At 66.0% G+C, this 24,452-nt stretch carries 20 protein-coding genes; 11 read left to right on the top strand and 9 right to left on the bottom strand.

The window, feature by feature from the left end; genetic code table 11:
* Window position 1 precedes the first annotated feature (1 nt).
* The 7 genes from M1D93_RS06870 to M1D93_RS06840 all read right to left on the bottom strand — a co-directional run bounded on the left by M1D93_RS06870 (window position 2) and on the right by M1D93_RS06840 (window position 7,725).
* On the bottom strand, window positions 2–853 hold the full coding sequence (locus M1D93_RS06870) for an inositol monophosphatase family protein (protein WP_461174392.1): 852 nt from the start codon (window positions 851–853) through the stop codon (window positions 2–4).
* Window positions 850–3,111: an NAD-dependent DNA ligase LigA gene (ligA, locus tag M1D93_RS06865; RefSeq protein ID WP_461174391.1), complete on the bottom strand. Its 2,262-nt coding sequence runs from the start codon at window positions 3,109–3,111 to the stop codon at window positions 850–852. The genes M1D93_RS06870 and ligA overlap by 4 nt, the downstream gene beginning before the upstream one ends.
* Before the next feature lie 239 nt (window positions 3,112–3,350).
* A complete protein-coding gene (locus M1D93_RS06860) occupies window positions 3,351–4,124 on the bottom strand; it encodes a PP2C family protein-serine/threonine phosphatase (RefSeq protein ID WP_461174390.1) in 774 nt (257 codons plus the stop codon).
* A 50-nt stretch (window positions 4,125–4,174) separates the two neighbouring features.
* Window positions 4,175–5,299 (bottom strand): adenylate/guanylate cyclase domain-containing protein, encoded by a 1,125-nt coding sequence (locus M1D93_RS06855; protein WP_461174389.1) that lies wholly within the window; start codon window positions 5,297–5,299, stop codon window positions 4,175–4,177.
* A complete protein-coding gene (locus M1D93_RS06850; RefSeq protein ID WP_461174388.1) occupies window positions 5,289–5,888 on the bottom strand; it encodes a PH domain-containing protein in 600 nt (199 codons plus the stop codon). The genes M1D93_RS06855 and M1D93_RS06850 overlap by 11 nt, the downstream gene beginning before the upstream one ends.
* Window positions 5,881–6,786, bottom strand: coding sequence for a biotin--[acetyl-CoA-carboxylase] ligase (locus M1D93_RS06845; RefSeq protein WP_461174387.1), 906 nt, complete (start codon window positions 6,784–6,786; stop codon window positions 5,881–5,883). The genes M1D93_RS06850 and M1D93_RS06845 overlap by 8 nt, the downstream gene beginning before the upstream one ends.
* A gap of 51 nt (window positions 6,787–6,837) precedes the next feature.
* Window positions 6,838–7,725, bottom strand: coding sequence for an SDR family oxidoreductase (locus tag M1D93_RS06840; RefSeq protein ID WP_461174386.1), 888 nt, complete (start codon window positions 7,723–7,725; stop codon window positions 6,838–6,840).
* Window positions 7,726–7,948: 223 nt separating this feature from the next.
* Between M1D93_RS06840 and M1D93_RS06835 the strand changes: the two genes are divergently transcribed.
* The 4 genes from M1D93_RS06835 to M1D93_RS06820 all read left to right on the top strand — a co-directional run bounded on the left by M1D93_RS06835 (window position 7,949) and on the right by M1D93_RS06820 (window position 13,359).
* Window positions 7,949–9,532 carry an acyl-CoA carboxylase subunit beta gene (locus tag M1D93_RS06835; RefSeq protein ID WP_461174385.1) on the top strand — a complete coding sequence of 528 codons (1,584 nt, stop codon included), beginning with the start codon at window positions 7,949–7,951 and terminating at the stop codon, window positions 9,530–9,532.
* 164 nt (window positions 9,533–9,696) lie between these two features.
* Window positions 9,697–9,927 carry an acyl-CoA carboxylase subunit epsilon gene (locus M1D93_RS06830; RefSeq protein ID WP_461174952.1) on the top strand — a complete coding sequence of 77 codons (231 nt, stop codon included), beginning with the start codon at window positions 9,697–9,699 and terminating at the stop codon, window positions 9,925–9,927.
* Window positions 9,928–9,965: 38 nt separating this feature from the next.
* Window positions 9,966–11,648, top strand: a complete 1,683-nt coding sequence (locus M1D93_RS06825; protein WP_461174384.1) for a DUF885 domain-containing protein — start codon at window positions 9,966–9,968, stop codon at window positions 11,646–11,648.
* A gap of 271 nt (window positions 11,649–11,919) precedes the next feature.
* Window positions 11,920–13,359: a dicarboxylate/amino acid:cation symporter gene (locus M1D93_RS06820; protein WP_461174383.1), complete on the top strand. Its 1,440-nt coding sequence runs from the start codon at window positions 11,920–11,922 to the stop codon at window positions 13,357–13,359.
* 79 nt (window positions 13,360–13,438) lie between these two features.
* Here M1D93_RS06820 and M1D93_RS06815 read toward each other — a convergent pair whose 3' ends face one another.
* A complete protein-coding gene (locus M1D93_RS06815; protein ID WP_461174382.1) occupies window positions 13,439–13,999 on the bottom strand; it encodes a hypothetical protein in 561 nt (186 codons plus the stop codon).
* 173 nt (window positions 14,000–14,172) lie between these two features.
* Between M1D93_RS06815 and M1D93_RS06810 the strand changes: the two genes are divergently transcribed.
* The 6 genes from M1D93_RS06810 to M1D93_RS06785 all read left to right on the top strand — a co-directional run bounded on the left by M1D93_RS06810 (window position 14,173) and on the right by M1D93_RS06785 (window position 21,230).
* Window positions 14,173–14,862, top strand: coding sequence for a TetR/AcrR family transcriptional regulator (locus tag M1D93_RS06810; protein WP_461174381.1), 690 nt, complete (start codon window positions 14,173–14,175; stop codon window positions 14,860–14,862).
* An 18-nt stretch (window positions 14,863–14,880) separates the two neighbouring features.
* Window positions 14,881–17,403 (top strand): MMPL family transporter, encoded by a 2,523-nt coding sequence (locus M1D93_RS06805; protein ID WP_461174380.1) that lies wholly within the window; start codon window positions 14,881–14,883, stop codon window positions 17,401–17,403.
* 9 nt (window positions 17,404–17,412) lie between these two features.
* Window positions 17,413–18,057, top strand: coding sequence for a Maf family protein (locus M1D93_RS06800; protein ID WP_461174379.1), 645 nt, complete (start codon window positions 17,413–17,415; stop codon window positions 18,055–18,057).
* 130 nt (window positions 18,058–18,187) lie between these two features.
* Window positions 18,188–20,002 carry an acetyl/propionyl/methylcrotonyl-CoA carboxylase subunit alpha gene (locus M1D93_RS06795; RefSeq protein ID WP_461174378.1) on the top strand — a complete coding sequence of 605 codons (1,815 nt, stop codon included), beginning with the start codon at window positions 18,188–18,190 and terminating at the stop codon, window positions 20,000–20,002.
* A gap of 18 nt (window positions 20,003–20,020) precedes the next feature.
* Complete coding sequence (locus M1D93_RS06790) at window positions 20,021–20,461, top strand: YybH family protein (protein WP_461174377.1); 441 nt, start codon at window positions 20,021–20,023, stop codon at window positions 20,459–20,461.
* A gap of 31 nt (window positions 20,462–20,492) precedes the next feature.
* Entirely contained in the window at window positions 20,493–21,230 is a 738-nt protein-coding gene (locus M1D93_RS06785; protein ID WP_461174376.1) for a glutamine amidotransferase, read from the top strand.
* Between the two features lie 58 nt (window positions 21,231–21,288).
* Here the strand turns inward: M1D93_RS06785 and M1D93_RS06780 are convergent, their stop codons facing one another.
* On the bottom strand, window positions 21,289–22,701 hold the full coding sequence (locus M1D93_RS06780) for an MFS transporter (protein WP_461174375.1): 1,413 nt from the start codon (window positions 22,699–22,701) through the stop codon (window positions 21,289–21,291).
* Window positions 22,702–22,978: 277 nt separating this feature from the next.
* Between M1D93_RS06780 and M1D93_RS06775 the strand changes: the two genes are divergently transcribed.
* Complete coding sequence (locus M1D93_RS06775) at window positions 22,979–24,451, top strand: MFS transporter (protein WP_461174374.1); 1,473 nt, start codon at window positions 22,979–22,981, stop codon at window positions 24,449–24,451.
* Window position 24,452 lies beyond the last annotated feature (1 nt).

The following is a 24,452-nucleotide window of genomic DNA, read 5'->3' as shown; positions in this document are numbered from 1 at the left end:
CTCAGAGCGGGAATTTGCCGGACAGCTCCAGGCTCGCGGCGCAGGTCCAGGCGTCCAGCCGTTCCTGGTCGCTGGGGCCGCCGTCGAGCGGGCTGGTCAGCCGGGGCCGGCGGACCCAGCAGCCGGCTTCCTCGGCAATGAGCGCCCCGGCCGAAAAGTCGTGCTCGTTGAGCCCGCGCTCGCCGAACGCGTCGTGGGTGCCGTCCGCCACCAGGCACAGGTCCAGGGCAGCGGACCCCAGCCTGCGGACGTCCGCGAAACCCTTCATCAGTTCGGCGAACTGGGCGGCCTGCTCGGAGCGGACCTGCGGGTCGTAGTTGAACCCGGTGGCGAGGATCTGCCCCTTGCGCCCCGGAACCGGCCCCTCGAGCCGGGTCAGGGCCCCGTATTCCTCCAGCCACGCACCCTCGCCGCGGGCAGCGTAGTACACGCGGCCCAGCGCAGGGGCATTGACGACGCCGGCAAGCCAGACGCCGTCGGCATCGGCGACTGCCACCGAGGTGCCGTAGTAGACGATGTTGCGGATGAAGTTGGTGGTGCCGTCCAGCGGGTCGATGGACCAGCGGTAACCGGTAGGCTCCGCCGGTCTGGTGGTTCCGTGTTCCTCGCCGGTGATGCTGTCATTGGGACGGGCCGCGGCAAGGACGTCCCGGACAGCGTGCTCTGCGGCGACGTCGAAGGCGGTGACCCAATCGCCGGCGTCGCCCTTGTTGCTCGCCTGGAGCGCCTCGGTGCTGCGGCTGGCCAGGACTGCGGCGCCCGCGGCGGCAGCCCGTTTGGCTACTTCCAGCAACCCGGCGGGCGTTACTTGGCCGGCTCCCCCGGCGCGGCTCACGGGGTTGTCCGCGCTCATGGGGTTGCCGCCGCCGCGGCTCCGTATGCCGCATCCGCCAGTGCTGCCGGACCGCCGTCCAGGAGTTGCCGGAAGCCGTCCTCGTCCAAAACGGGAAGGCCAAGCTGCTCGGCCTTGTCCAGCTTGGTGCCGGCGTTCTCGCCGGCCACCACGTAGCTGGTGTTTTTGGAAACGGAACCTGAGGCCTTGCCGCCGCGGATGAGGATGGCTTCCTTGGCCTCGTCCCGGCTGAAGTTTGGCAGGGAGCCGGTGACCACCACTGTCAGTCCGTCCAGGGTGCGGGGCACGGATTCGTCCCGTTCGTCCTCCATCCTGACGCCGGCTGCGGCCCACCGGTCGATGATCTCCAGGTGCCAGTCCTCGGCAAACCATTCCTTCAGGGCGGCGGCGATGGTGGGTCCCACGCCGTCCACGTGGGCCAGTTCCTCCTCCGACGCCTTCCGGATGGCGTCCATGGTGCCGAAGGCTGTGGCGAGCGCGCGGGAGGCGCGCGGTCCAACGTGCCGGATGGACAGCGCCACCAGTACGCGCCACAGCGGCTGGGTTTTGGCCTTCTCGAGTTCGCGGAAAAGCTTCTCGGTGGTGGCGCTGGGCTTGGACGGCGATTTCGCGGTGCCCTTGCTGAAGAAGTACGGCACCAGTTCGAATTCTCCGGTGGCCACACCCTTGGAACGCTTTTCGCGCCGGATCCTGACCCCGGCCAGCAGCTCCGGCGTGAGGTCGAAGAGGGCCGCTTCGGTGGTCAGCGGCGGGATTTCGGGTTCCGCCGGCTGGGTCAGGGCGATCGCCGCTTCCCAGCCGAGTGCTTCAATGTCGAAAGCGCCGCGGCCGGCGAGGTGGAACACCCGCTCGCGCAGCTGCGAGGGGCAGGACTTGGCATTGGGGCAACGGATGTCCACGTCGCCCTCCTTGGCCGGGGCGAGGGGCGTTCCACAAGAGGGGCATTCGGTGGGCATCACAAAATCCCGGACCGGAGGATCCTGCTGGTCGCGCAGGGCCAGGACCGGGCCCACGATTTCCGGGATGACATCGCCGGCCTTGCGGAGCACCACGATGTCGCCGATTTTCACGCCCTTGGCCTTGACCACGTCCTGGTTGTGCAGGGTAGCCATCTCTACTGTGGAGCCTGCCACTTTAACGGGCTCCATCATGCCGAAGGGTGTGACCCGTCCCGTGCGGCCCACGTTGACCTGGATGTCCAGGAGCTTGGTGTGGACTTCCTCGGGCGGGTACTTGTACGCCACCGCCCACCGCGGCACGCGTGTGGTGTAGCCGAGGGCACGCTGGGTGGCGAAGTCATCAACTTTGACCACAATGCCGTCGATTTCGTGAAGCAGCTTGTGGCGCTGGTCCCCGTACCGTTTGATGAAGTCCAGGACTTCCGCCAGGCTCCCCAGCACCTCCGAATACGGGCTGACCGGAAGGCCCCAGTCCCTCAGAAGGTCATAGGTTTCGGACTGGCTGCGCGCCTGGAGCCCTTCGCGGGCGCCGATGCCGTGGACAAACATCTTCAGGGGCCGCTTGGCGGTTTCCGCCGGGTCCTTCTGGCGCAACGAACCCGCTGCGGCGTTCCGGGGGTTGGCCAGGGGCGCCTTGCCGGCTTCAATCAGGGCTTCGTTGAATTCGGCGAAAGCCTTCGAGGGAATGAACACTTCACCGCGGATTTCCACTTCCGCCGGAAAGCCCCCGCCGCGCAGTTCCTGCGGGATTTCCTTGATGGTGAGGACGTTGTGGGTGATGTCCTCACCGGTGAAGCCGTCGCCGCGGGTGGCGGCGCGCACCAGTTTGCCGTCCCGGTACAGCAGGTTGACGGCGAGGCCGTCGATTTTCAGCTCGGTCAACCACGCCGGCTGCTGTGAGCCGTCCCCGAGCTTGGCGATGCCGGCTGACGCTTTGGTGAGCCAGGCCTCGAGTTCGTCGAGGGAGAAGACATCCTCAAGGCTGTACATCCGCTGCAGGTGCTCCACGGCGGCGAAGGCGGCGGAGACTTCCCCTCCCACTTCCTGGGTGGGTGAGTCGTTGGACACCAGTTCCGGATGAAGGGCCTCAATCTCCTCCAGCCGCCGGAAAAGTTCGTCGAATTCCGCGTCGGAGACCAGGGGCGTGTCCTCCTGGTAGTACGCGAACCGATACTTCCGCACCAAATCGACGAGGTTTTCGTATTCCTCGCGGACCGATTCAGCGGGGATGGTTTCCGGTTCGCCGGCTGCGGCGGTCCGGGTGGCGGTCTGTTGTGCGGGGCCTGGTCCTGTGCTCACAGACCTATCTTGCCTTACCCGCGCAGCGGGGCGGGATCAGTGCGCCGGTAAGGCGGGTCCTGCTCCACCAGCCGAAGAATTCTCCGCCGGTGCCCGCCAAGGGGACCCGGCCACGATGGTCGGGACGTTCGGACCGCCTGGCCCGGCGCGGCCCGTGTCCGCCCAGCATTTATCCGCGCAGTATTAATCCGCGCAGCATTTATCCGCCCAGTATTCCCGGCGGCTGGGGCGGCCCGTTGTCAGCTTGTGCTGATCCTGGCATCGATGGCAATCACAGTAACGTTGTCCCTGCCGCCGCTGCGAAGCGCGGCCTGGATGAGGGAGTCAACGGCGTCCTGGGGGTGCGCTTCGGCGCTGAGGATCCGGAAGATCTGCTCGTCCGTCAGCTCTCCGGTCAGGCCGTCAGAGCAGATAAGAAGGCGGTCCCCATCCTGAACAGGCAGCAGCCAGTAGTCTGCCTCCGTCTCATCCCCGGTGCCCAGCGCCCGCGTGACGACATGCCGGCGCGGATGCACCAGGGCTTGTTCCGGCGTGATTTCGCCTGCGTCCACAAGCTCCTGGACCTCAGAGTGGTCCACGCTGATCTGCTCGAGATTTCCGCCGTTCATGCGGTAGGTGCGGGAATCACCGACATTCAGCACCAGCCAGTACGGCCTGCCAAGCTGCTCAACAACAACCGCGCCCGTCAGGGTGGTACCGGCGCGCGCACCGGTGGCCTCACGGATGGCGAGGTCAGCCCCGGCCAGGTACTGCTCGAGCGCCGCGGGGGTGATGCTCCGCTCACCCGTGGAGACCTGGGGAATCGCGGCCAGCGCCCGGATGCAAAGGCTGCTGGCAACCTCGCCGGCCTCGTGCCCTCCCATCCCGTCGGCCACGGCAAAAACAGGATCGGAGGCGATGTAGGAGTCCTCGTTCAACTCCCGGCGGTGCCCCCGGTCGGTTCCGGAACCATGGCTCAGGGTCAGCCCCGACCCTTCGAAGCTGGAGGAAACGCTGGCGGGATGGTGTTTCATGCCTGTCCTGGATAGGTTCGGTTTCTGGCGTTGAGGTCTACAGCAGGGCGCTAGTCCAGGACCAGCCCCTTGCCCAGCCCGCGGGTGAGGCGCACCGGGCGGATTTCGCCAAAACCACGGACGTTCTCGGGCGGCTGCGGCACCATCACAAACCGTTCATCGTGCTCCAGCGCGGAGGCAGTCATGGAGTCCACGAGAACCGTGCCCGGGTCCGCCAAAGTGGTCAGCCGGGCGGCAAGGTTCACGGTGGGGCCGTAAATATCGCCGAGCCGGGACAGGATCCGGCCCCAGACCATCGCCACCCGGGCTTCCGGCAGGATCTCGTCCTCGGTAAAGGCCTGGGCCAGCGCCAGGGAGATTTCCGCGCCTGCGGCCGGAGTTTCCGCAATGTAGAGGACTTCGTCACCCACGGTCTTGACCAGGCGGCCGCCGCCAACAGAAATGATTTCCGCGCACTTGTTTTCAAACCGCTGAACCAGCCGGGCCAGGGTTTTTTCGTTCATGCGGCGGGACAGGCTGGTGTAGGACACCAGGTCAGCGAAGCCGACGGCGCGTGCCAGGGGCAGCGGGGCGTCGTCCTCGTCGCCTTCGCGGCCTTCTTCGCTGGCCTGCAGGCCGGCTTCGGCGCGCACCGCGAGCCGCTGGATGCCGGCGTTGAGCTGGCGGCGCCAGGAATAGACCAGCATTTCCTCCAGTGCGTCCACCAGCGCCGGGAGCTCATTCACCAGGCGCTTGCGGGCCACGGCATCGGTGACGCCCTGTTCGTGCACCATGTCTTCCACGAGGGCCTCAATCTGCCACACCACCATCCGGTCCGTCATTTGGCCGATGGAGCGGGTGACGGAAATGGCAGCTTCTTCGGTCAGCTTTCCTGACCGCACCAGGTCCACCACCGTGGAGAGTGCTGCCTGGTCGCGCTCGGTGAAGGCAACATCCTCGTCGCCGAAGTTCGGAAAACCCAAGGCACGCCAAAGTTTACGCGCGGACAGCAGGGACAGGCCCGCACCGGCGGCGACTTCACGACGGCGGAGCTTGCGTTCCCCGCCCAGCAGGCGCGCCTCCAGGGCCTTCATGGCCAGCCTTTCGGCGGACATGGTGCCGGTGGCCGGGTGGGCGTCCGCGGCAGGAGTGGGCGCGATGGATTCGACGCGTTCCTGCTGGTGCTCATCGTTCATCTGGTCCACCTTCTCTCATTTCCCACGGCAAAGCCCCGGCGGGGAAATCCGCTGTTGCGCCCGGCTGGGCATCGTCCTCGTCCGGCAGGTCCTCGATGGCATCGAGGATGAAGTCGCGGAACCTGGCTACTTCCGGCACATCCTGGAATGTGACCACTCCCTGGTGCCCGGTTTCCAAGGATATATTCCCGGAACGGAAGAGGCGTTGCAGGACCGACTCATGGACAGTCAGGTTGCGGACCGAAGCAAGGTTCACCTGCCGGTCCTGCCGGTTCCACATGCCGGACCTCGCCACCATCCTCCTGCTGGTCAGCGTATAGCGGGTCCCGTGCCACCGCAGCAGCCGGGGCAGGCAGAAGCCCAGCCACACCGAAGCAGCCGCCAGGACACACCCCGTCACGAGCCAGGGTGTCCAACGGCCGGAAAGGGCAGGGACTGCCCGCCCGGCTTCGCCGCGGATCACCCAGGCCGAAAAATAGGCGGCAAGGGCCGGCGACAGAATAAAGGCAGCCGCGGCACCTGCAAGTTTCCTCGGCTGCGGGCGGGTGGTGACAATCACCTGTTCGCCCGGGACAAGGCTTTTACGCATAACCGCCTTGGCCGGCGTCCGGGGAGGTCCACGGCCGCAGGTGCACCACGTCCCCGGCAGTGACCACGTGCTCGCGGGAGTCACGGTCCACCACCAGCAGCGACCCGTAGTCGTCGAGCCGGGACGCGTGGCCGATGATTTCGTGGTCCCCCGGCAGCTGGGCCCGCACCTGCTTGCCCAGGGTGACCATGGCGGCCTCAACCCGCTTGTGCAGTGACGTGCCCCCAGCCATCCCTGCCGCCGGATCGCCGTCGGCATTGCAGAAGCTGCGGTACAGGACGGCAAACTTTGAAAGGTAGCTCTTCAGGAGCAAGGTCCGGTCCACCGTCCGGGCATCCTCCAGCATCACCGAGGTGGCGGTGGGGACAGGAAGGTCCGCCGCACCAAGGGTGACGTTCAAGCCGGTCCCCAGGATGACGGGCGGCACGGAACCATCCACCATGGGCCCAAGCTGTGCCAGGATGCCCGCGATCTTTTTGCCCCGCACCAGGACGTCGTTGGGCCACTTCAGCTCCGCTGGGATGCCAGCCGTTTCCAGGAGGGTCTCGCGCAGGGCCAGGGCGGCGACCAGCGACAACCAGGAATACGTCTGGGTGGGCAGCGGCCGCCCCTCGGCATTCGCGGGCCGCAGGACAACGGAAACGGAGATGGAGCTCAGCGGCGGAGCTTCCCAGTGCCGGTCCAGCCGGCCCCGCGCTGCCGTCTGGTACTCCGCCGTGAGCACGGACAGGTCCGGCCAGGCAGCAGGCTCGGCGGTGACCGAGCGAAGCAGGTCAGCATTGGTGGACCCCGTGGAATCCACCACCTCCAGCCGGGGGATGCCGGTGGCGGACAGGAAGTCCTGGTCCGCCAGGTCCCTCCGGTTCAGGGGCGTACCGGGGGTGTGTGCGTCATCCATAGCTAAATCCTACCGAGCTAAATCCTCCCGATACGCGGCAGGAGGTGCCGCCTACAGGAAGATGTCCGGAACCAGCCGTTCCTCCGGGGCCCCGAGGCTGTAGGGGCGGAAGTCGTCCACACCGGCTGCAGCAAGGACCTCTTCGTCCGTGTAGAAGTTGCCGCTTGCCGCGCTGCCGGCGCGTAGATTGGCGCCGGTCAGGACGGCGTGCGCGGCATCAGCCATGATCTGCGGCCCGCGCGCTGCCTGGACAATTTCGTCGCCCCGGGGCATGTTGCGGATGGCTGCGGTGTCGATCAGGGTGCACGGCCACAGCGAGTTGACGCTGATCCCGTCACCCTTCAACTCCTCGGCGAGTCCCAGGGTGGTCAGGCTCATTCCGTACTTCGCCATGGTGTAGGCCAAATGCTTTCCGGCCCAGTGCGGAGCGAGGTTCAGCGGGGGTGAGAGGGTAAGGATGTGCCCGCCGGCGGAAGCGCGCAGCGCGGGCAGGGCCAGCTTGGACAGCAGGAACGTCCCGCGGACATTGATGTCCTGCATCAGGTCGTACTTTTTCATGTCCACCGCATCGGTGCCCGAGAGGTCAATCGCGGAGGCGTTATTGATGACGACGTCGATGCCCCCGAAGCGCTCCACTGCCGCTGAAACGGCTCCCGCCACGTCCTCATCACGCTGGACATCACCCACCAGCGGGAGTGCCTGGCCGCCGGCCGCCTCCAGCCGTTCGGCAGCCGTGTAGACGGTGCCTTCAAGTTTCGGATGCGGCTGTCCGGTCTTGGCCAGCAGCACGATGTTCGCGCCGTCCTGCGCCGCCCGGGTGGCAATGGCCAGCCCGATCCCGCGGCTTCCGCCGGACATCAAAATGGTGCGGCCCCGGAGGGAACCCGTGCGCTGGTAGGGGCTTGCAGGCGATCCCGAAGCATCATTGCTCAAAGTCATAAAAACCACTCTAACGCAGATATGTTACCGGCGAGTAACATGGCGCGGCGGGCTGCGGCACGGCAGAAAATTGTAGGTTTTCTACAGCGGCGGGCGTCAGAAGCGTCACTAGACTAGCCAGCAGGGTTCGTTTTTTGTGTGGATGCTACTTAACTCCCGCATCAGACCTGCCACCAGAAACAGCGCCACAGGACCAATCTGCTACAGAGCCGGAGATATTTTGATGAGCCACGATCTGACAACGACAGCGGGAAAGATCGCCGATTTCCGCGACCGCCAGGCCCGTGCCGAACAGCCCTCCGGTCCCGAAGCAATCGAAAAGCAGCACGCCCGGGGCAAGAACACCGCCCGGGAACGGATAGCCCTCCTGCTGGATGAAGACTCATTCGTGGAATTCGACGCCCTGGCAGTACACCGCTCCACCGCATTCGGCATGGACAAGAAGAAGCCCCTGGGCGACGGCCTGGTCTCCGGCTACGGCACCGTGGACGGGCGTCCCGTAGCCGTCTACAGCCAGGACTTCTCCGTGTACGGCGGCTCCCTGAGCCAGGTCAACGGCGAAAAGATCGTCAAAGTGCAGGAATTCGCGCTGCGGAACGGCTGCCCCGTGGTGGGCATCCTCGACGGCGGCGGAGCACGCATCCAGGAAGGCGTGGCCTCGCTGGCCATGTTCGCCGATATCTTCCGCAACAACGTCCACGCCTCGGGTGTGGTGCCGCAGATCTCCCTGATCATGGGACCCTCCGCCGGCGGCGCCGCCTACTCCCCCGCCCTCACCGACTACGTGGTGATGGTGGACAAAACATCACACATGTTCATCACGGGACCTGACGTCATCAAGACCGTCACCGGCGAAGACGTGGACATGGAAACCCTGGGCGGGGCGCGCCAGCACAACGCCACCACGGGCACCTCCACCTACCTGGCCGCCGACGAAGCCGACGCCATCGAATTCGTCCGCGAACTCCTGGACTTCCTGCCCTCCAACAACCTCGCCGAGGCACCCGTGCTGGAGCACCAGCAGGACCTGGAGGTCGACGACGACGACCTCGCCCTGGACACGCTGATCCCGGATTCAGCAAACCAGCCCTACGACATGCGCAGCGTCGTTGAACAGATCGTGGACGACGCCCATTTCCTGGAAATGCAGGCCTTGTACGCCCCCAACGTGATGATCGGGTACGGCCGGGTGGAGGGCCACACCGTGGGCATCGTGGCCAACCAGCCCCTGCAGTTCGCCGGCACCCTGGACATCGCCGCCTCGGAGAAAGCAGCCCGCTTTGTCCGCCACTGCGACGCCTTCAACATCCCCATCATCACCCTGGTGGACGTCCCCGGATTCCTGCCCGGCAAGGACCAGGAATTCCAGGGCATCATCCGCCGCGGCGCCAAGCTCCTGTACGCCTACGCCGAGGCCACCGTCCCCAAGCTCACCGTGATCACCCGCAAAGCCTACGGCGGCGCCTACATTGTGATGGGGTCCAAGAAGCTGGGCGCCGACCTGAACCTCGCGTGGCCCACCGCCCAGATCGGCGTCATGGGTGCACAAGGAGCGGTCAACATCCTCTACCGCCGCGACCTCGCAGCAGTTGCCGACACCGGCGGAGACGTCGAGGCCCGGCGGGCTGAAGTGATCCGGCAGTACGAGGAAGAGCTCCTGAACCCGTACCAGGCAGCCCAGCTGGGCTACGTTGACGCCGTCATCGCCCCCTCCGAGACCAGGACCCAGATCATCAAGGGACTGCGGGCGCTCCGCGACAAACGCGCCAGCCTTCCCACCAAGAAGCATGGGAACATCCCGCTGTGATCCCCACCGGCTCCCAGCCTTCGCAAGCTCAGGGCGGGGCCCTCGCCGGCGTGGGCCCAACCACCGGCTCCCAGCCTTCGCAAGCTCAGGGCGGGGCCCTCGCCGGCGTGAGCCCAACCACCGGCTCCCAGCCTTCGCAAGCTCAGGCCGGGGCCCTCGCCGGCGTGGGCCCAGCCCCCGACGAAACCCAGGCACCCGCTGAACCCCTGCTGTCTGTTGTCAAAGGCCAGCCGACAGCCGAGGAACTGGCAGCGCTGACCGCCGTCGTACTCTCCTTGGGAGGCGCGGAACCAGCACCCGCCGGAAAGCCGTCCGTGCGGCACTGGGTGCGCCGGCAACAGTTGCGGCTTGCCCCCACACCCGGGCCTGGCGCATGGAAGCGTAGCCGCGGCTGAAGGCAGCCCCACAACAGTTCTGGGGTTAGTCTCGTGGAGTGACTACCGACACTCCAGCTGTCCGCCCGAAAACCCGCATCGACGCCGTCGCGGACAATTACACGGACACGTTCATCAGGCTCAACCCGTCCTTCGCCATCACCCTTGGCGTGCCCGGACACGAGACCGAGTACCAGGATTTCTCCCCCGCCGGCATTGCGGAGTTCGCTGAGGCTGCCCGAAAGGCCCTCACCGACCTTGAAGGACTCGAGCCCGAGGACGACGTGGACGCCGTCACCCTCGATGCCATGCAGGAGCGGCTGGGCCTGCAGCTGCTGATCCATGCCTCCGGCTGGGATTTCGCGGATCTGAACAACATCGCCTCCCCCGCCCAGGACATCCGTTCCATCCTGGATCTGATGCCCACGGAAACAGAGCAGGACTGGCAGCACATTGCCGGCCGCGCACTCAACGTGCCGGCGGCCATTGCCGGCTATATGGACTCCCTGCGGCAGGCCAGGGACGCCGGGCGGGTCGCCGCGGCACGCCAGGTCAACAGTGTCATTGAGCAGACCACGAAGTACGCAGCGGAAGACGGCTACTTTGCGAAGCTGGCGGCAGGAGCATCCACCGCCGCCGGGCCCCTGCCCGCGGCCGTCCAGAAAGAGCTCGACGCCGGGGCTGCCGCTGCCAGGAGCGCCTACGCCCAACTGGCGGAGTTCCTTCGAATCGAGCTGCTGCCCGCCGCACCTGAAAAGGACGCCGTGGGGCGCGCCCGCTATGCGCTGGCTTCACGTTCCTTCCTCGGCGCAACCGTGGACCTGGAGGAAACCTACGCCTGGGGCGTGGAGGAACTCGACCGCCTTATTGCCGAGCAGGAACAGGTGGCCGGCATCATTAAGGCCGGCGCCACCATCGCCGAGGCCAAGGAAATCCTCAACAACGATCCCTCCCGCAAGCTGAAGGGGAAGGACGCCCTGCGGGAGTGGATGCAGGAACTTTCCGATAAAGCGGTGGCAGAGCTTGCCGGTGTCCATTTCGACATCCCGGACGTCATGCGGAAACTCGAGTGCCTGATCGCCCCCACCGATGAGGGCGGCATCTACTACACCGGCCCGTCCGATGACTTCAGCCGCCCCGGCCGCATGTGGTGGTCCGTCCCGGCCGGTGAGGACACGTTCACCACCTGGGCCGAAACCACCACCGTCTACCACGAGGGCGTTCCGGGCCACCACCTTCAGGTGGCCACCGCCACCTACCGCCGCGAACTGCTGAACGCGTGGCGCCGGAACGTCTGCTGGACCTCCGGCCACGGTGAAGGCTGGGCCCTCTATGCCGAGAAACTGATGCAGGAACTGGGCTACCTGGACGATCCCGGCGACCACATGGGCATGCTGGACATGCAGCGGATGCGTGCCGCCCGCGTGGTGTTCGATATCGGCGTCCACCTCGAGCTTGAGGTCCCTGAACGCTGGGGCTCCGGCACCTGGACCCCGGACAAGGGCTACGGATTCCTCAAACAGAACCTCGCCATCAGCGAAGGACAGCTCAACTTCGAGTTCACCCGCTACCTTGGCTGGCCCGGCCAGGCACCTTCCTACAAAGTAGGCCAGCGCCTCTGGGAACAGATCCGCGCAGAACTCGAAGCCCGCCCCGGCTTCGACCTGAAGGAGTTCCACACAAGGGCTTTGAACATCGGCTCCGTCGGCCTGGACACCCTGAGGCGCGCCCTGCTTTCCTGATCCAACACCGTGGGCCGCCCCGGCCCGCCGAGGCTGCCTTCCTCTGCTTGCTGCTCCTTCGTCGCTTTGACGCAAGCTGCCGGAAGGAGCCACGTCGGGCCTCTCGCCTTAGGGCAGGAGAGATATGCCACATCCTCGGAAGGAATAAGTAACAAAGCGCCTTCAAACCCCTGATTTCAAGCGGTTTTTACTATCGCGGCGAAATTTGCGCAGCGTAATATTTCTCAATGTTGGTTCGTCGTGATATGTGGGGCGGCTCTAACGTATTCGGGTGAGCACTCAAACCCGCCCCTCAGAATCCGCAGGAAAGACCGGCTTCCAGCTCCCCAAGTGGGCTGGCTCGTTCGGCTTCCAGATCATCGCCGCCCTCATCGTCGGGCTTGGCCTTGGCCTGCTGGCCAAGTACACCGGCAGCACCAAAGCCAGCCCCAACGGCCTCGGCGCCACACTGCAGACCATCGGGTCCAGCTATGTGTCCCTGCTGCAGACCGCCGTCGTACCCCTGATCTTCACGGCTGTCGTCAGTTCCATCTCCAACCTGCGCCAGGTGTCCAACGCGGCCAAGCTTGCCTGGAACACCCTGCTGTGGTTCGCCATCACCTCCCTGATCGCCGTGCTGATCGGCATCGGCCTGGGTGTCCTGCTGCAGCCCGGCGCCAATACCGGCATCACCGAGGAAGCCAAGTACTCCGGCAAGTCCGGTGACTGGTGGGCGTTCCTGGTGGGTCTCTTCCCTAAGAACTTCCTTGGCCTGGGTGCCAGCTCCACCGTTGCCGAGTCCGGCGCCGTCACCACCTCCGTCAGCTTCAACGTGCTCCAGATCCTGGTGATCGCCATCGCCGTTGGTGTTGCCGCGCTCAAGGTGGGCAAGGCTGCTGAGCCTTTCCTGAACCTGAACGCTTCTGCGCTGGCGGTCATCCAGAAGGTGCTGTGGTGGATCATCCGCATCGCACCGCTGGGTACCGTGGGCCTCATCGGCAACGCCGTCGCCGTCTACGGCTGGGACACCATCGGCTCGCTGGGCAAGTTCACCTTCGCCATCTACGTAGGCCTGGCCCTGGTCCTCTTCGCCGTCTACCCCATCCTGGTCCGCACCCACGGCCTGTCGGTCAAGCAGTACTTCTCCGGCGTGTGGCCGGCCGTCCAGCTGGCCTTCGTCTCCCGCTCCTCGGTGGGCACCCTGCCCCTGACCCAGCGGGTGGCCGAACGCAGCCTCGGCGTCCCCCGCGGCTACGCTTCCTTCGCCGTGCCGCTGGGCGCCACCACCAAGATGGACGGCTGCGCGGCCATCTACCCCGCCATCTCGGCAATCTTCGTGGCACAGTTCTTCGGCATCCAGCTCGACTTCAGCCAGTACCTGCTGATCGCACTGGTATCCGTCCTGGGCTCCGCCGCAACAGCCGGCACCACCGGCGCCGTCGTGATGCTCACGCTGACCCTGTCCACGCTGGGACTGCCGCTTGCCGGCGTCGGCCTCCTTCTGGCCATCGATCCCATCCTGGACATGGGCCGCACCGCGGTGAACGTCGCCGGCCAGGCGCTTGTCCCCACGATCGTGGCCAAGCGCCAGGGCATCCTGGACGAGCAGCTGTACAACGCTCCCCGTAACGGCACTCCCTTTGTGGACGACACTGTTGACACCGCTGCTGCCCCGTCCGACGGAACCTCCACGGACACCACAACGCGTGAACTGGCGGACGCGAAGGCCTAAGGGTCTCTGCTCACCCCTGCTGTAACAAGAAGTCCCCGGGATTTTTCCCGGGGACTTCTTGTTGTGCAGGAGCAGCAGGTCAGCGGCCGCCGCCGATGACGCCGTTTTCGATTGCCTTGGTGACGGCGTCGGCCTCGGCCTGCGTCAGCTTTCCGTCCGTCACCGCCTGGTCCAGCCGCGTCTTGAGGGCTGCGGCCTTTTCTGCCTGCTTCTCGGTGCGCAGCTCCGCCAAAGCTGCGGTGACCTTGGATTCCTCGATGCCCAGCGTCCCGGCCAGTGACGCGGCCAAGGCAGCGTCGCGGGTGGCGGCGTCCGGCTTCGTTCCGTCCGCAGGCGGCGTTGTGGGCTTGTTCGCCTCACGGAAGGCCTGCAGCGCCTCCGTCACTTTGGCTTCCTCCACCCCGAGCTTTTCCGCGAGCGCCGATGCCTGCGCAACGCCCCGCTCCCCGCCGCGACCGCCGTGCTTGCCCATGCCGCCACCCGGCGCGGTGCTGGTGCTCCCGTCCGCGGATGCGCTGGAGCTGGCAGTGGGCGCGGGAGCCGGTGTTGTGGCGGAGGCCATGCCGGCCACTCCGATTCCGCCTACAAGGGCCAGTGCCGTGGCTGACAGGCCGAGGGTCATTTTCTTTGTGTGCAGCATTTTCTTGTCTCCTGGATCCGCCGTCGGTGACGGCTGCTGATGGTTGGCCTCTTGGGAGGCATTCACCAGCATTACGGCCCAGGTTCTGGACGAGCTGTTCGGAACCTTTCATCTTCCTGTGAAAGCCTGCCGAAAACTTGCCCACTGTGCAAACTTGCACGTAGTGTAAGTGCGTGACCACTTCCCCCAGCCCGGCCGCTCCCGCGCCAGCCGCCCCTTCGCGGCGCGAGTTGAACAAGGCAGCCACCCGGCAGGCAATCACGGAAGCTGCCCTGTCACTGCTGCGAAGCCGTGGCCCGGGAAGCTTCACTGTGGAGGACATTGCCGATGCCGCCGGAATTTCGCGGCGCACCTTCTTCAACTACTTCAGCAGCACCGACGCGGCCCTCGCGTCCGTCACCCACGGCTTCCTGGACAACGCCATCCAGCAGTTTCGACTCCGCCCGGCGGAGGAACCGATCCTGCAGTCGGCCCAGGCAGCCCTGATGGCCCTCGCAGATCCCATGACCGTGGCCCCTTTGGCCGAGCTGTTTACCCTCACCCAACAGAGCACCCTGATGGCCCACTCGGAACTGGAAGCCTGGGACCACTGCCGGGAACAGATCACCGCCGTGGCCAGGGAACGCGCCGCCGGAACGCCCGGCGCCGCAGACGAGCTCTACCTCCGTGCACTGGCCGGCTCCGTGATTGCCTGCGGCAAAGCTGCCATGGAAATCTGGTTTGCCCGCCGCGGCGCCGACCTCTCGCCGGCGTCGCTCGCGGAACTCCGGCAACTGCTCATCGATGCCATGGCGCTCCTGGGTTCCGGTTTCACGGCCGTACAACCCCCTTTTCCTTCACCTTCCGGCTCCCGTTCCTCCTGATCAGATCGGTTTCCTTTTATGGCACTGCTCCTATACCGCCTGGGCAAGTTCTCCTACCGCCGCCGCTGGCTGGTCATCTCGCTGTGGCTGGCCGCCCTGGTGGCTGTGGGCGGTTCGGCCGCCGCTTTCCACGGCACGCTGTCCAACAACTTCCAGATTCCCGGCACCGAAACCCAGCGCATCGCCGACAAGCTGAGGGAAGAGCTTCCTTCAGCTTCCGGCGGCACTGCCACCATTGTTTTTGAAGCGCCCGACGGCGGGTTCACCGCCGAGAGCCGCGCCGCGGTCACCGACGCGCTGAAAAAACTTGAGACCGTTCCGGACGTCCGCGGCACCGTCGATCCGTTCGCCACCCAGGCGCAGGTGGACCAGGCCGGACAGGCCGTTGCCGACGGCGAACAGCAGCTTGCCGCAGGCCAGGCACAGCTGGACGCCTCCCGCGCCGAGCTGGACGCCGGCAAGGCACAGCTCGCAGCCGCCGAACAGCAACTGGCTGCAGCCGGCGCCCCGGCCGCGCTCATCGAGGCACAGCTTGGCCAGCAAAAGGCTGCGCTGGCGGAAGGACAGGCAAAGCTCGACGCCGGCGCCCGGGAACTGGAAGCCGGCAGGGCCAAACTGGACCTGGGCAAGCGCCAGGCAGACGCTTCCTCGGCCATCCGGTTCGTTTCCGAGGACGGCCGGGCCGCCGTCGCGCAGGTGCAGTTCAGCACCTCCATCAACGGCCTGACCCCCGAGGTCCGCCAGCAGGTCCAGGACATCGCCCACGAAGCCTCCGCTGCCGGCGTCACCGCCTATGCCAGCAAGGAAATCACCGAGGACATCTCCGAACTCTTCGGCGCTGCAGAAATCATCGGCATCGCCGTCGCGGCCCTGGTCCTGATCATCATGCTGGGGACGCTGATCGCCGCCGGGCTGCCGCTGCTCATGGCAGTGATGGGTGTCGGCGTGGGCGTCGGAATCACCTTCGCCCTCTCCGGCCTGTTCGACATGAGCTCCATCTCCCCCATGCTGGCCCTCATGCTGGGCCTGGCCGTGGGAATTGACTACTCACTGTTCATCGTCAACCGGCACCGGACCCAGCTCCTTGCCGGCATGGCACACGAGGAATCGGTGGCCCGGGCCACCGGCACCTCGGGCAACGCAGTGGTCTTCGCGGGCCTTACCGTGATCATCGCCCTGGCCGCACTGGTAGTGCCGGGCCTGCCCTTCCTCACCGTGATGGGCCTGGCCGCGGCCGGGACCGTGGCCGTAGCCGTGCTGGTGGCCATCACGCTCACTCCCGCCATGCTGTCCCTGGTGGGACGCCGCATCATCTCCCGGCGTGCATGGGCGAAAGCAGAGGCCCACAACGCCGAACCCGGCCATGAGGCTGCCGATGAAGTGCAGGACCGCGAGCGCAGCACCCGCGGCTGGGGCGGCCTGGTCACCCGCCACCCGGTGCTGGCGCTCCTGGCCGGTGTGCTCCTCCTTGGCACGCTCGCGTTGCCCGCCACCCAACTGCAGCTTGCACTGCCCGACGGCGGTTCCGAGCCGGTGGACTCCGAGGCCTACCAGGCCTATGACCTGACGGCACGGAGCTTCGGCGAAGGCGTCACCGGCCCGATCGTGGCCGTGGGCGAGTTCCCCGCCGGTTTGGACGAGGCGCAGGCACAGGCGCTCCAGTACGACGTCGCGGACAAGCTCCGGGCCGTGGACAACGTGGTCGCCGCAGTACCCGTCGCCCTCAGCGACGACCGCCGCACCGCGGTCTTCCAGGTGATCCCCGAGGAAGGTCCCGCCAGCGCCAGCACGGTGCAGGTGGTCTCCGAACTCCGCGGCCTCAACGACGCGATCCAGTCCGAATACGGCGTCGCGATGGGCCTGACGGGCCAGACCGCCGGCAACGTGGATGTCTCCACGAAGCTGGGCGACGCCCTGCCGCCTTACCTGGCGATCGTCGTCGGGCTTTCCCTGATCCTCCTGCTGCTGGTGTTCCGCTCCATCGTTGTCCCGCTGCTCGCAACGGGCGGCTTCCTGCTCTCCCTCGCCGCTGCGTTCGGCGCCGTGGTGGCCGTTTATCAGTGGGGCTGGCTGGGCGGCGTGTTCGACGTCGCCAACCCGGGCGCCGTCCTGAGCTTCCTGCCCATCATCCTGATCGGCGTGCTCTTCGGGCTGGCCATGGACTACCAGGTGTTCATTGCCTCCGGAATGCGCGAAGCGTACATGCACGGCTCCTCAGCCCGGCAGGCGGTCCGGGTGGGGTTCCGGCACGCGGCAGCAGTGGTGACGGCAGCGGCGATCATTATGGTCAGCGTCTTCGCCGGCTTCATCTTCAGCCACCTCACCATGGTGCGGCCGCTTGGCTTCGCGATGGCGTTTGGCGTGCTGCTTGATGCCTTTGTGGTGCGCATGACCATTGTTCCTGCCGTGATGTACCTGCTGGGCGAGAAGTCCTGGTGGCTCCCCCGCTGGCTGGACCGGATCCTGCCGGACGTCGATGTGGAGGGCGCCAAGCTCAGCCGGCCGGAGACAGAACCGGCGCCGGCGGTGCTGGTCCACTAGGCTGAATTTGTGGTCCGCCTGATTCTCGCTTCCCAGTCCCCCGCCCGTACCAAACTCCTCGCCGAGGCCGGCATCAGGCATTCGGTCCTGGTGTCGGACGTTGATGAAGACGCCGTCCAGGCACGGTACGGCGTCACCGACCCGCACGACACCGCCCTGCTGCTGGCCCGGGCGAAAGCGGAGGCGGTGGCGGCGCTGCCCGAAGCGGAGGGTGCGCTGGTACTCGGGTGCGACTCCGTCTTCGAGTTCGACGGTGAGGCGCACGGCAAACCGTACACCGCCGCCGTCGCCCGGGAGCGCATGCTGCGAATGAGCGGCAGTTCGGGCGTGCTGCATACGGGGCACTGGCTGGTGGACTGCCGGGATACCGACCCCGACGACGGCGCAGACCCGGGCACGGGCGCCACCATCGGGACGGTGGCCTCCGCGGAGGTTTCCTTCCTTGGCATGGATGCGGCGGAGATTGACGCCTACATTGCCACCGGCGAACCGCTGCACTGTGCCGGGTCCTTCACCATCGACGGCCTGGGCGGGGCGTTTATCCGGAAGGTCGACGGCGACCCGCACGCCGTCGTCGGCTTGTCCGTCTCTACGCTGCGTGGATTGCTGGCCCAGGCACAGGTGCGCATCACCGAACTCTGGCAGGCAGCGTAAAGGGCAGCGATTTACGGACGTCTTGTAGCTTCCCTACAAAGCATGGCGGGTTTACACGCGGATTCCGCAAGTAATATCGGCGGAACCCTCAAAACCGCGCTAGGCTCCCTGAAGGAAAGAAGGAGACGCCTTGTCAGCAATTTTGGAGCAGTCCGCACGTCCCACGCAGTCGACCCTCACAAAGGTGCTGATCGCCAACCGCGGTGAAATCGCGGTGCGCATCATCCGCGCCGCCCGTGATGAAGGCATCGCCTCCGTTGCTGTCTACGCCGACGCAGACCGCGACGCGCTGCACGTCCGCCTTGCTGATGAAGCCTACGCGCTGGGCGGGAACACCGCCGCCGAGTCCTACCTGGTGATGGACAAGATCATTGACGCCGCGCGCCAGTCCGGCGCCGACGCCATCCACCCCGGTTACGGGTTCCTGGCCGAAAACGCCCAGTTCGCTGCCCAGGTGATCGAGGCCGGCATCACGTGGATCGGCCCCTCCCCGGAGGCCATCTCTGCCCTCGGCGACAAGGTCCAGGCCCGGCACATCGCAGAGAAGGTGGGCGCACCCCAGGTTCCCGGCACCGCGGACCCTGTCAAGTCGGCCGAGGAAATCCTTGATTTCGTGGACCAGTACGGATTGCCGGTGGCCATCAAGGCCGCCTTCGGCGGTGGCGGGCGCGGCATCAAGGTGGCCCGCAGCCGCGACGAGATTCCCGAACTCTTCGAGTCCGCTGTCCGTGAGGCCACCGCCGCCTTCGGCCGCGGCGAGTGCTTCATCGAGCGCTTCCTGGATGCGCCCCGCCACGTCGAAACCCAGTGCCTGGCGGACGCCCACGGCAACGTTGTGGTGGTCTCCACGCGGGACTGCTCGCTGCAGCGCCGCAACCAGAAGCTTGTGGAAGAGGCCCCGGCCCCGTTCCTTACCGAGGAGCAGAACCGCCGGCTGTACGAGTCCTCAAAGGCAATCCTGAAGGAGGCCGGCTACCTGGGCGCCGGCACCTGCGAGTTCCTGGTGGGCCAGGACGGCACCATCTCCTTCCTCGAGGTGAACACCCGCCTCCAGGTGGAGCACTGCGTTTCGGAGGAAGTCACCGGCATCGACCTGGTGCGCGAGCAGTTCCGCCTGGCCCGCGGCGAGGAACTCGGCTACGACGACCCCGAGGTACGCGGCCACTCCTTTGAATTCCGCATCACCGGCGAAGACCCGGGCCGCAACTTCCTGCCCGCCCCGGGCACCCTCCGGGTCCTGAAGAACCCCACCGGCCCCGGCATCCGCATCGATTCCGGTGTGGAGCAGGGCGATGTGATCAGCGGCAACTTCGATTCCATGCTGTCCAAGCTCATCGTGACCGGAGCCAGCCGGCCGCAGGCCCTGCAGCGCGCCCGCCGTGCGCTTGAAGAGATGGTGGTTGAAGGCATCCCGACGGTGATCCCGTTCGACCTTGCCGTGGTTTCGGACCCCGCGTTCGCGCCGGCGGAAGGCCCCTTCACCGTTCACACGCGCTGGATCGAGACCGAGTTCGTCAACAACCTCCCGGCCTGGACCCCCGACGGCGGCGCCGGCATGGACGTGGACGCCGAGGAGCGGCAGCGCGTCGTGGTTGAAGTTGGCGGCAAACGGCTTGAGGTGGTTCTCCCGGCCTCGCTTGGTTCCGTGGGAACCGGCACCGCCGGGACCGCGCCCAAGCCCGGCAAATCGAAGAAGCGCTCCCGCTCGGCCGGGACGGCAGCAGCGACCGGCAACGCATTGACCTCCCCCATGCAGGGCACCATCGTCAAGGTGGCCGTGGCCAACGGCGACGTTGTGGCCGAGGGCGACCTCGTTGTGGTCCTTGAGGCGATGAAGATGGAGCAGCCGCTCACCGCGCACCGCTCCGGAACCATCACCGGCCTCACTGCCGCACCCGGCGAAACAGTGTCAGCCGGCGCCGTTATTGCCACAATCGAAGACTAGCAAGCGCCGGAGGACCCCATGCTCGCACCCAGCTTTGAAGAAGAAGTGGACCGCTACCACCTCGCCGTCCCCGAAATCACCCGGGGCAACCCCGGCCCCATCAAGGATCTCTATTCCCGCCTTGACGACGTGACGCTCGCCAACCCCTTCGGCGGTATCGCCCGCGGCTGGGCACAGGTGGAAGCCCGGCTGGACCAGGCTGCCCGCCAGTTCCAGGACGGCGAGATGCTCGGGTTCGACACCATTACCTCCTACACAGCGCGTGACACTGCCTTCCTGGTGGAGACGGAACATTTCCGTGCGCGGCTGGACGGCGCTGCCGTTGCCGAGGAGTTCGCGCTCCGCGTGACCAGCGTCTTCCGCCGGGAGGAAGGGTACTGGAAAGTCGTGCACCGTCACGCGGACCCGGCCGCCCGCCCACAGTCCCGCCGGTCCCTCAGCCAGCCCGCCAACGGCTGACAGGCACAGCCGAAAAAGGCACACTTAGCAGATGTTGCCTTTCCTGCTTTTGGCGTCAAGGGCCGAAGACGCAGCTGCGGAGGACGAATACGCCGCCTATCTCCGGTACGGCGGACTGGAGCCCTCCGAGCTGCGGCGCATCCGGCTGGAGGCCGCTCCCCTGCCTGAGTTGAACCTTGCGGATTACTCGGGCGTGATCGTGGGTGGCAGCCCGTTCACATCCAGCGACCCGGCGGCCCACAAGACTCCCACGCAGCACCGCGTGGAACGTGAGTTGGCCGGCCTCCTGGACCAACTGGTGGCGCGGGACTTTCCGTTCCTCGGTGCCTGCTATGGCGTTGGAACCCTCGGGACGCATCAAGGCGCTGTCATCGACAGGACTTTCGGCGAACCACTCGGCGGCGCGGAGATTGAGCTGACGGATGCGGGCCTGGAGGATCCGGTGCTTCGCGGAATGCCTCGGACATTCACCGCCTTCACGGGGCACAAGGAGGCCTGCACCGTACTGCCGGTGCACGCGGTGCTGCTGGCCCGGTCTGCCGCCTGCCCGGTACAAATGTTCCGCATCCGCCGGAACCTCTACGCCACCCAGTTCCACCCGGAACTGGACGTTGACGGCCTGGTCACGAGGATCGACATCTACCGCCACGCCGGCTACTTTCCGCCGGAGTCGGCGGAGCAGTTGATGGCGGAGGCCCGGCAGTTCACAGTCACCGAACCGATGAACATCCTGAAGAATTTTGTAGCCCGCTACGCATCGGGCACATAGAAATGCCCGGCGGGTCCGCAGACCAGCCGGGCATTTCCGATCAATCAAGGGCGATATATCAGGCCACGTTGTTCTCGTAGTCCACGTCGCGGGTTTCCTTGCTGACGAACAGGGCAATGAGGGTCAGGACGGACATGGCGGTCAGATAGATCCCCACCAGAACCGGGCTGCCGTCCGCCAGCTCCCACAGCGCCACGGCAATGAACGGGGCCACCGCTGCGCCCAGGATGCTGGAGAAGTTGTAGCTCACGGCCGATCCTGTATAGCGGACGTTCGTGGGGAACAGTTCCGGCAGCAGCGCACCCATCGGGCCGAAGGTCAGGCCCATCAGCGAGAAGCCGATGACCAGCAGTGCCATGGTGCCGATGAATCCGCCGCTGAACAGCGGGACAAAGAGCAGGCCAAAGACGAAGATCCCGCCGGTGACGGCAAGGAGCATCTTGCGCCGGCCATACTTCTCGGCCAGCGGTCCGGAGACCAGCGTGAAGATTCCGAAGAACACGACGCCGGCGATCAGCATCCACAGGAAGTCGTTACGGGTGTAGCCCAGGCCGGGAACAAAGGCAGCCGCGGCGGCATCCGTCATCGGCTTTCCGGCCTTCTCGGCAGTGGCCCTGGCAGCTTCGAGGCTGGAGGGACGGGTGCCGTACGTCAGGGTGAACGTGGTCATCAGGTAGAAGAGCACGTAGGTGGCAAGCATGATGAACGTGCCGAGGATCAGCTGGCGCCAGCTGGTCTTGAACACCCGGCCCAACGGCAGCTTGGCCACCTCGTTGGACTCGAGCACCTTCGTGAAAGCGGGGGTTTCGATCAGTTTCAGTCGGACGTAGAGGCCGATGATGACCATAACGGCGCTGAGCAGGAACGGCACACGCCAGCCCCAGGACTGGAAGTCAGCCGGGGAAAGTGCGTAGCTGAAGACCAGGAAGATGACGTTGGCGATGATGAAGCCGATGGGGGCGCCCAACTGCGGGAAAGTGCCGTAGATGGCGCGCTTGTTCGCCGGAGCGTTCTCGGTGGCCAGCAGCGCGGCGCCGCTCCATTCGCCACCGAGGGCCAGGCCCTGGGCAAAACGCATCACCACCAGCAGTGCCGGAGCCCAGAATCCCCAGCCGGGTACCAGCGCGGTGGGCAGGCAGCCGATCAGGAACGTGGCGATACCCATGGTCAGCAGGGATGCCACCAGGGTGCCCTTTCGGCCGAACTTGTCGCCGAAGTGGCCAAAGACAATGGAACCCAGCGGACGGGCCACAAATGCCACGCCAAAGACGGCGAAGGAGCTCAGCAGCTGGGTGGTTTCATTCTGGTTGGGGAAGAACAGCTGCGGGAAAACCAGGACGGCTGCCGTGGCGTAGACGTAGAAGTCGTAGAACTCGACCGTGGTGCCGATCAGGCTGGCGACGATCACGCGGCCGCGTGAGTTCACCGGCTGCGGGGATCCGGGCACCGTGGAGGTATCGGGGGATGACATAGGTAAACGCTTTCATGAGAACCGGCCAAGCCGTGCCTTCAGGCCCGGCTCGCAATAGTTAGAGTTCAATATTAGTTCCCGCGGTCCAGTCATTGGACGAAAGGTCCACTATCCGGACTTGTGCCGTGCGTCTCACTTCCCGGCCCTCCGCCCGTGCCTCACGTCCTGCCCCGGCCGCCGATAGGCAAATGTCACAGCGCGTTAACAAACATCGTCGGTCCGCGAAACGCGGCGTCCCTACCGTGGAGGAACAACATCCCCCCGAAGGAGGTACCCCGTGACTGTTGACCGCACCGCTGATGCCGGCCCCGGCAATTCCCTGGATCTGGACGAATCCGCAAGGCCCGGCCCGGCCGCATCCGCCAGCGCACAGCCCGGCTCTACCCGCACCACAGACGCACCCGCCCTTGAATTCCGCCCCGGCCGCTGGATCGCCAACTGGGACGCCGAGAACAAGGAACAGTGGGAATCCGCCGGCCGCTCCATCGCCCGCCGCAACCTCAACTGGTCAATCTTCGCCGAGTTCCTCGGCTTCGTTGTCTGGCAGCTCTGGTCCATCGTGGTGGTCCAGCTGCCCGCTGCAGGCTTCACCTTCTCCAGCTCGGAAATCTTCTGGCTGATCTCCATGCCCAGCCTGGTAGGCGCCACACTGCGTATCCCCTACACCTTTATGGTTCCCCGCTTCGGCGGCCGGAACTGGACCATTGTGTCCGCCCTGCTCCTGCTGATCCCCGCCGTCGGCCTGGCGCTGTGCGTCTCGAATCCGGAAACCCCGTTCGGTGTCATGCTGCTTGTGGCAGCCCTGGCCGGTTTCGGCGGCGGCAACTTCGCCAGCTCCATGGCCAACATCACTTTCTTCTACCCGGCACGGGAAAAGGGCTGGGCGCTGGGCCTGAATGCCGCCGGCGGCAACATGGGTGCCGCCGTCGCACAGCTCGCCGTCCCGATTGTGATCACCCTGCTCGCCGTAGGCAGCGTCAACCTGCCCATGGCCGGCTGGATGTGGGTCCCCTTCATCCTGATCGCCGCCTTCGGCGCCTGGAAGTACATGGACAACCTCACCAGCGCCAAGGGTGACGTGGCCGGTTCGATCGCAGCGCTGAAGGAACCGCACCTGTGGATCATGGCGCTGCTGTACATCGGCACCTTCGGCTCCTTCATCGGCTTCGCCGGCGTGTTCCCGAAGCTCATCAAGGATTACTTCCCGGCGTTCTCCTCCATCGGAGTCGGCACCGTGGCGCTCTCCCTCGCCTTCCTCGGCCCGCTCGTCGGGTCGCTGGCCCGCCCCTACGGCGGACGCATGGCTGACCGTATGGGCGGCGCCCGCATGACCGTAGCGGCCTTCGCTTCCATGGCCATCATTACCCTCACCATGGTCTGGACCCTCCCGCTGAAGAACTTCTGGCTCTTCCTGGTCCTTTTCCTGATGCTCTTCACCGCCAGCGGCTTCGGCAACGGCGCAACCTACCGGATGATCCCCATCATCTTCGCCACGTCCAGCCGGGCCGCAAAGTCCGGTGCCAGCACCGTGCACACCCAGCGCCTGGCTTCCTCCGCCCTGGGCCTCATCTCGGCCATCGGCGCCTACGGCGGGTTTGTCATCCCGCAGGTGCTGAACGCCTCCAACACCGCCAGCGGATCCTACACACCCGCCTTCTACGGCTTCGTTGGGGCGTACGTCCTGATGCTGGTGGTCTGCTGGGCCTGCTACATCCGCAACGCCAACCGAAATGCGATGGGACACGTCTAAC

It is taken from the genome of Arthrobacter sp. Z1-9 (assembly GCF_054792695.1).
The sequence above is the reverse complement of the archived record's forward strand: the minus strand, read 5'-3'. Positions and strand labels throughout refer to the sequence as shown.

Excerpts from the sequence above, each read along its gene's own strand:
- M1D93_RS06785 (WP_461174376.1), top strand. The coding sequence starts at position 20,493 with ATGTTGCCTTTCCTGCTTTTGGCGTCAAGGGCCGAAGACGCAGCTGCG.
- M1D93_RS06855 (WP_461174389.1), bottom strand. The coding sequence starts at position 5,299 with ATGAACGATGAGCACCAGCAGGAACGCGTCGAATCCATCGCGCCCACT.
- M1D93_RS06815 (WP_461174382.1), bottom strand. The coding sequence starts at position 13,999 with ATGCTGCACACAAAGAAAATGACCCTCGGCCTGTCAGCCACGGCACTG.
- M1D93_RS06840 (WP_461174386.1), bottom strand. The coding sequence starts at position 7,725 with ATGACTTTGAGCAATGATGCTTCGGGATCGCCTGCAAGCCCCTACCAG.
- M1D93_RS06850 (WP_461174388.1), bottom strand. The coding sequence starts at position 5,888 with ATGCGTAAAAGCCTTGTCCCGGGCGAACAGGTGATTGTCACCACCCGC.
- M1D93_RS06860 (WP_461174390.1), bottom strand. The coding sequence starts at position 4,124 with ATGAAACACCATCCCGCCAGCGTTTCCTCCAGCTTCGAAGGGTCGGGG.
- M1D93_RS06805 (WP_461174380.1), top strand. The coding sequence starts at position 14,881 with ATGGCACTGCTCCTATACCGCCTGGGCAAGTTCTCCTACCGCCGCCGC.
- M1D93_RS06780 (WP_461174375.1), bottom strand. The coding sequence starts at position 22,701 with ATGTCATCCCCCGATACCTCCACGGTGCCCGGATCCCCGCAGCCGGTG.
- M1D93_RS06845 (WP_461174387.1), bottom strand. The coding sequence starts at position 6,786 with ATGGATGACGCACACACCCCCGGTACGCCCCTGAACCGGAGGGACCTG.
- M1D93_RS06790 (WP_461174377.1), top strand. The coding sequence starts at position 20,021 with ATGCTCGCACCCAGCTTTGAAGAAGAAGTGGACCGCTACCACCTCGCC.
- M1D93_RS06835 (WP_461174385.1), top strand. The coding sequence starts at position 7,949 with ATGAGCCACGATCTGACAACGACAGCGGGAAAGATCGCCGATTTCCGC.
- M1D93_RS06870 (WP_461174392.1), bottom strand. The coding sequence starts at position 853 with ATGAGCGCGGACAACCCCGTGAGCCGCGCCGGGGGAGCCGGCCAAGTA.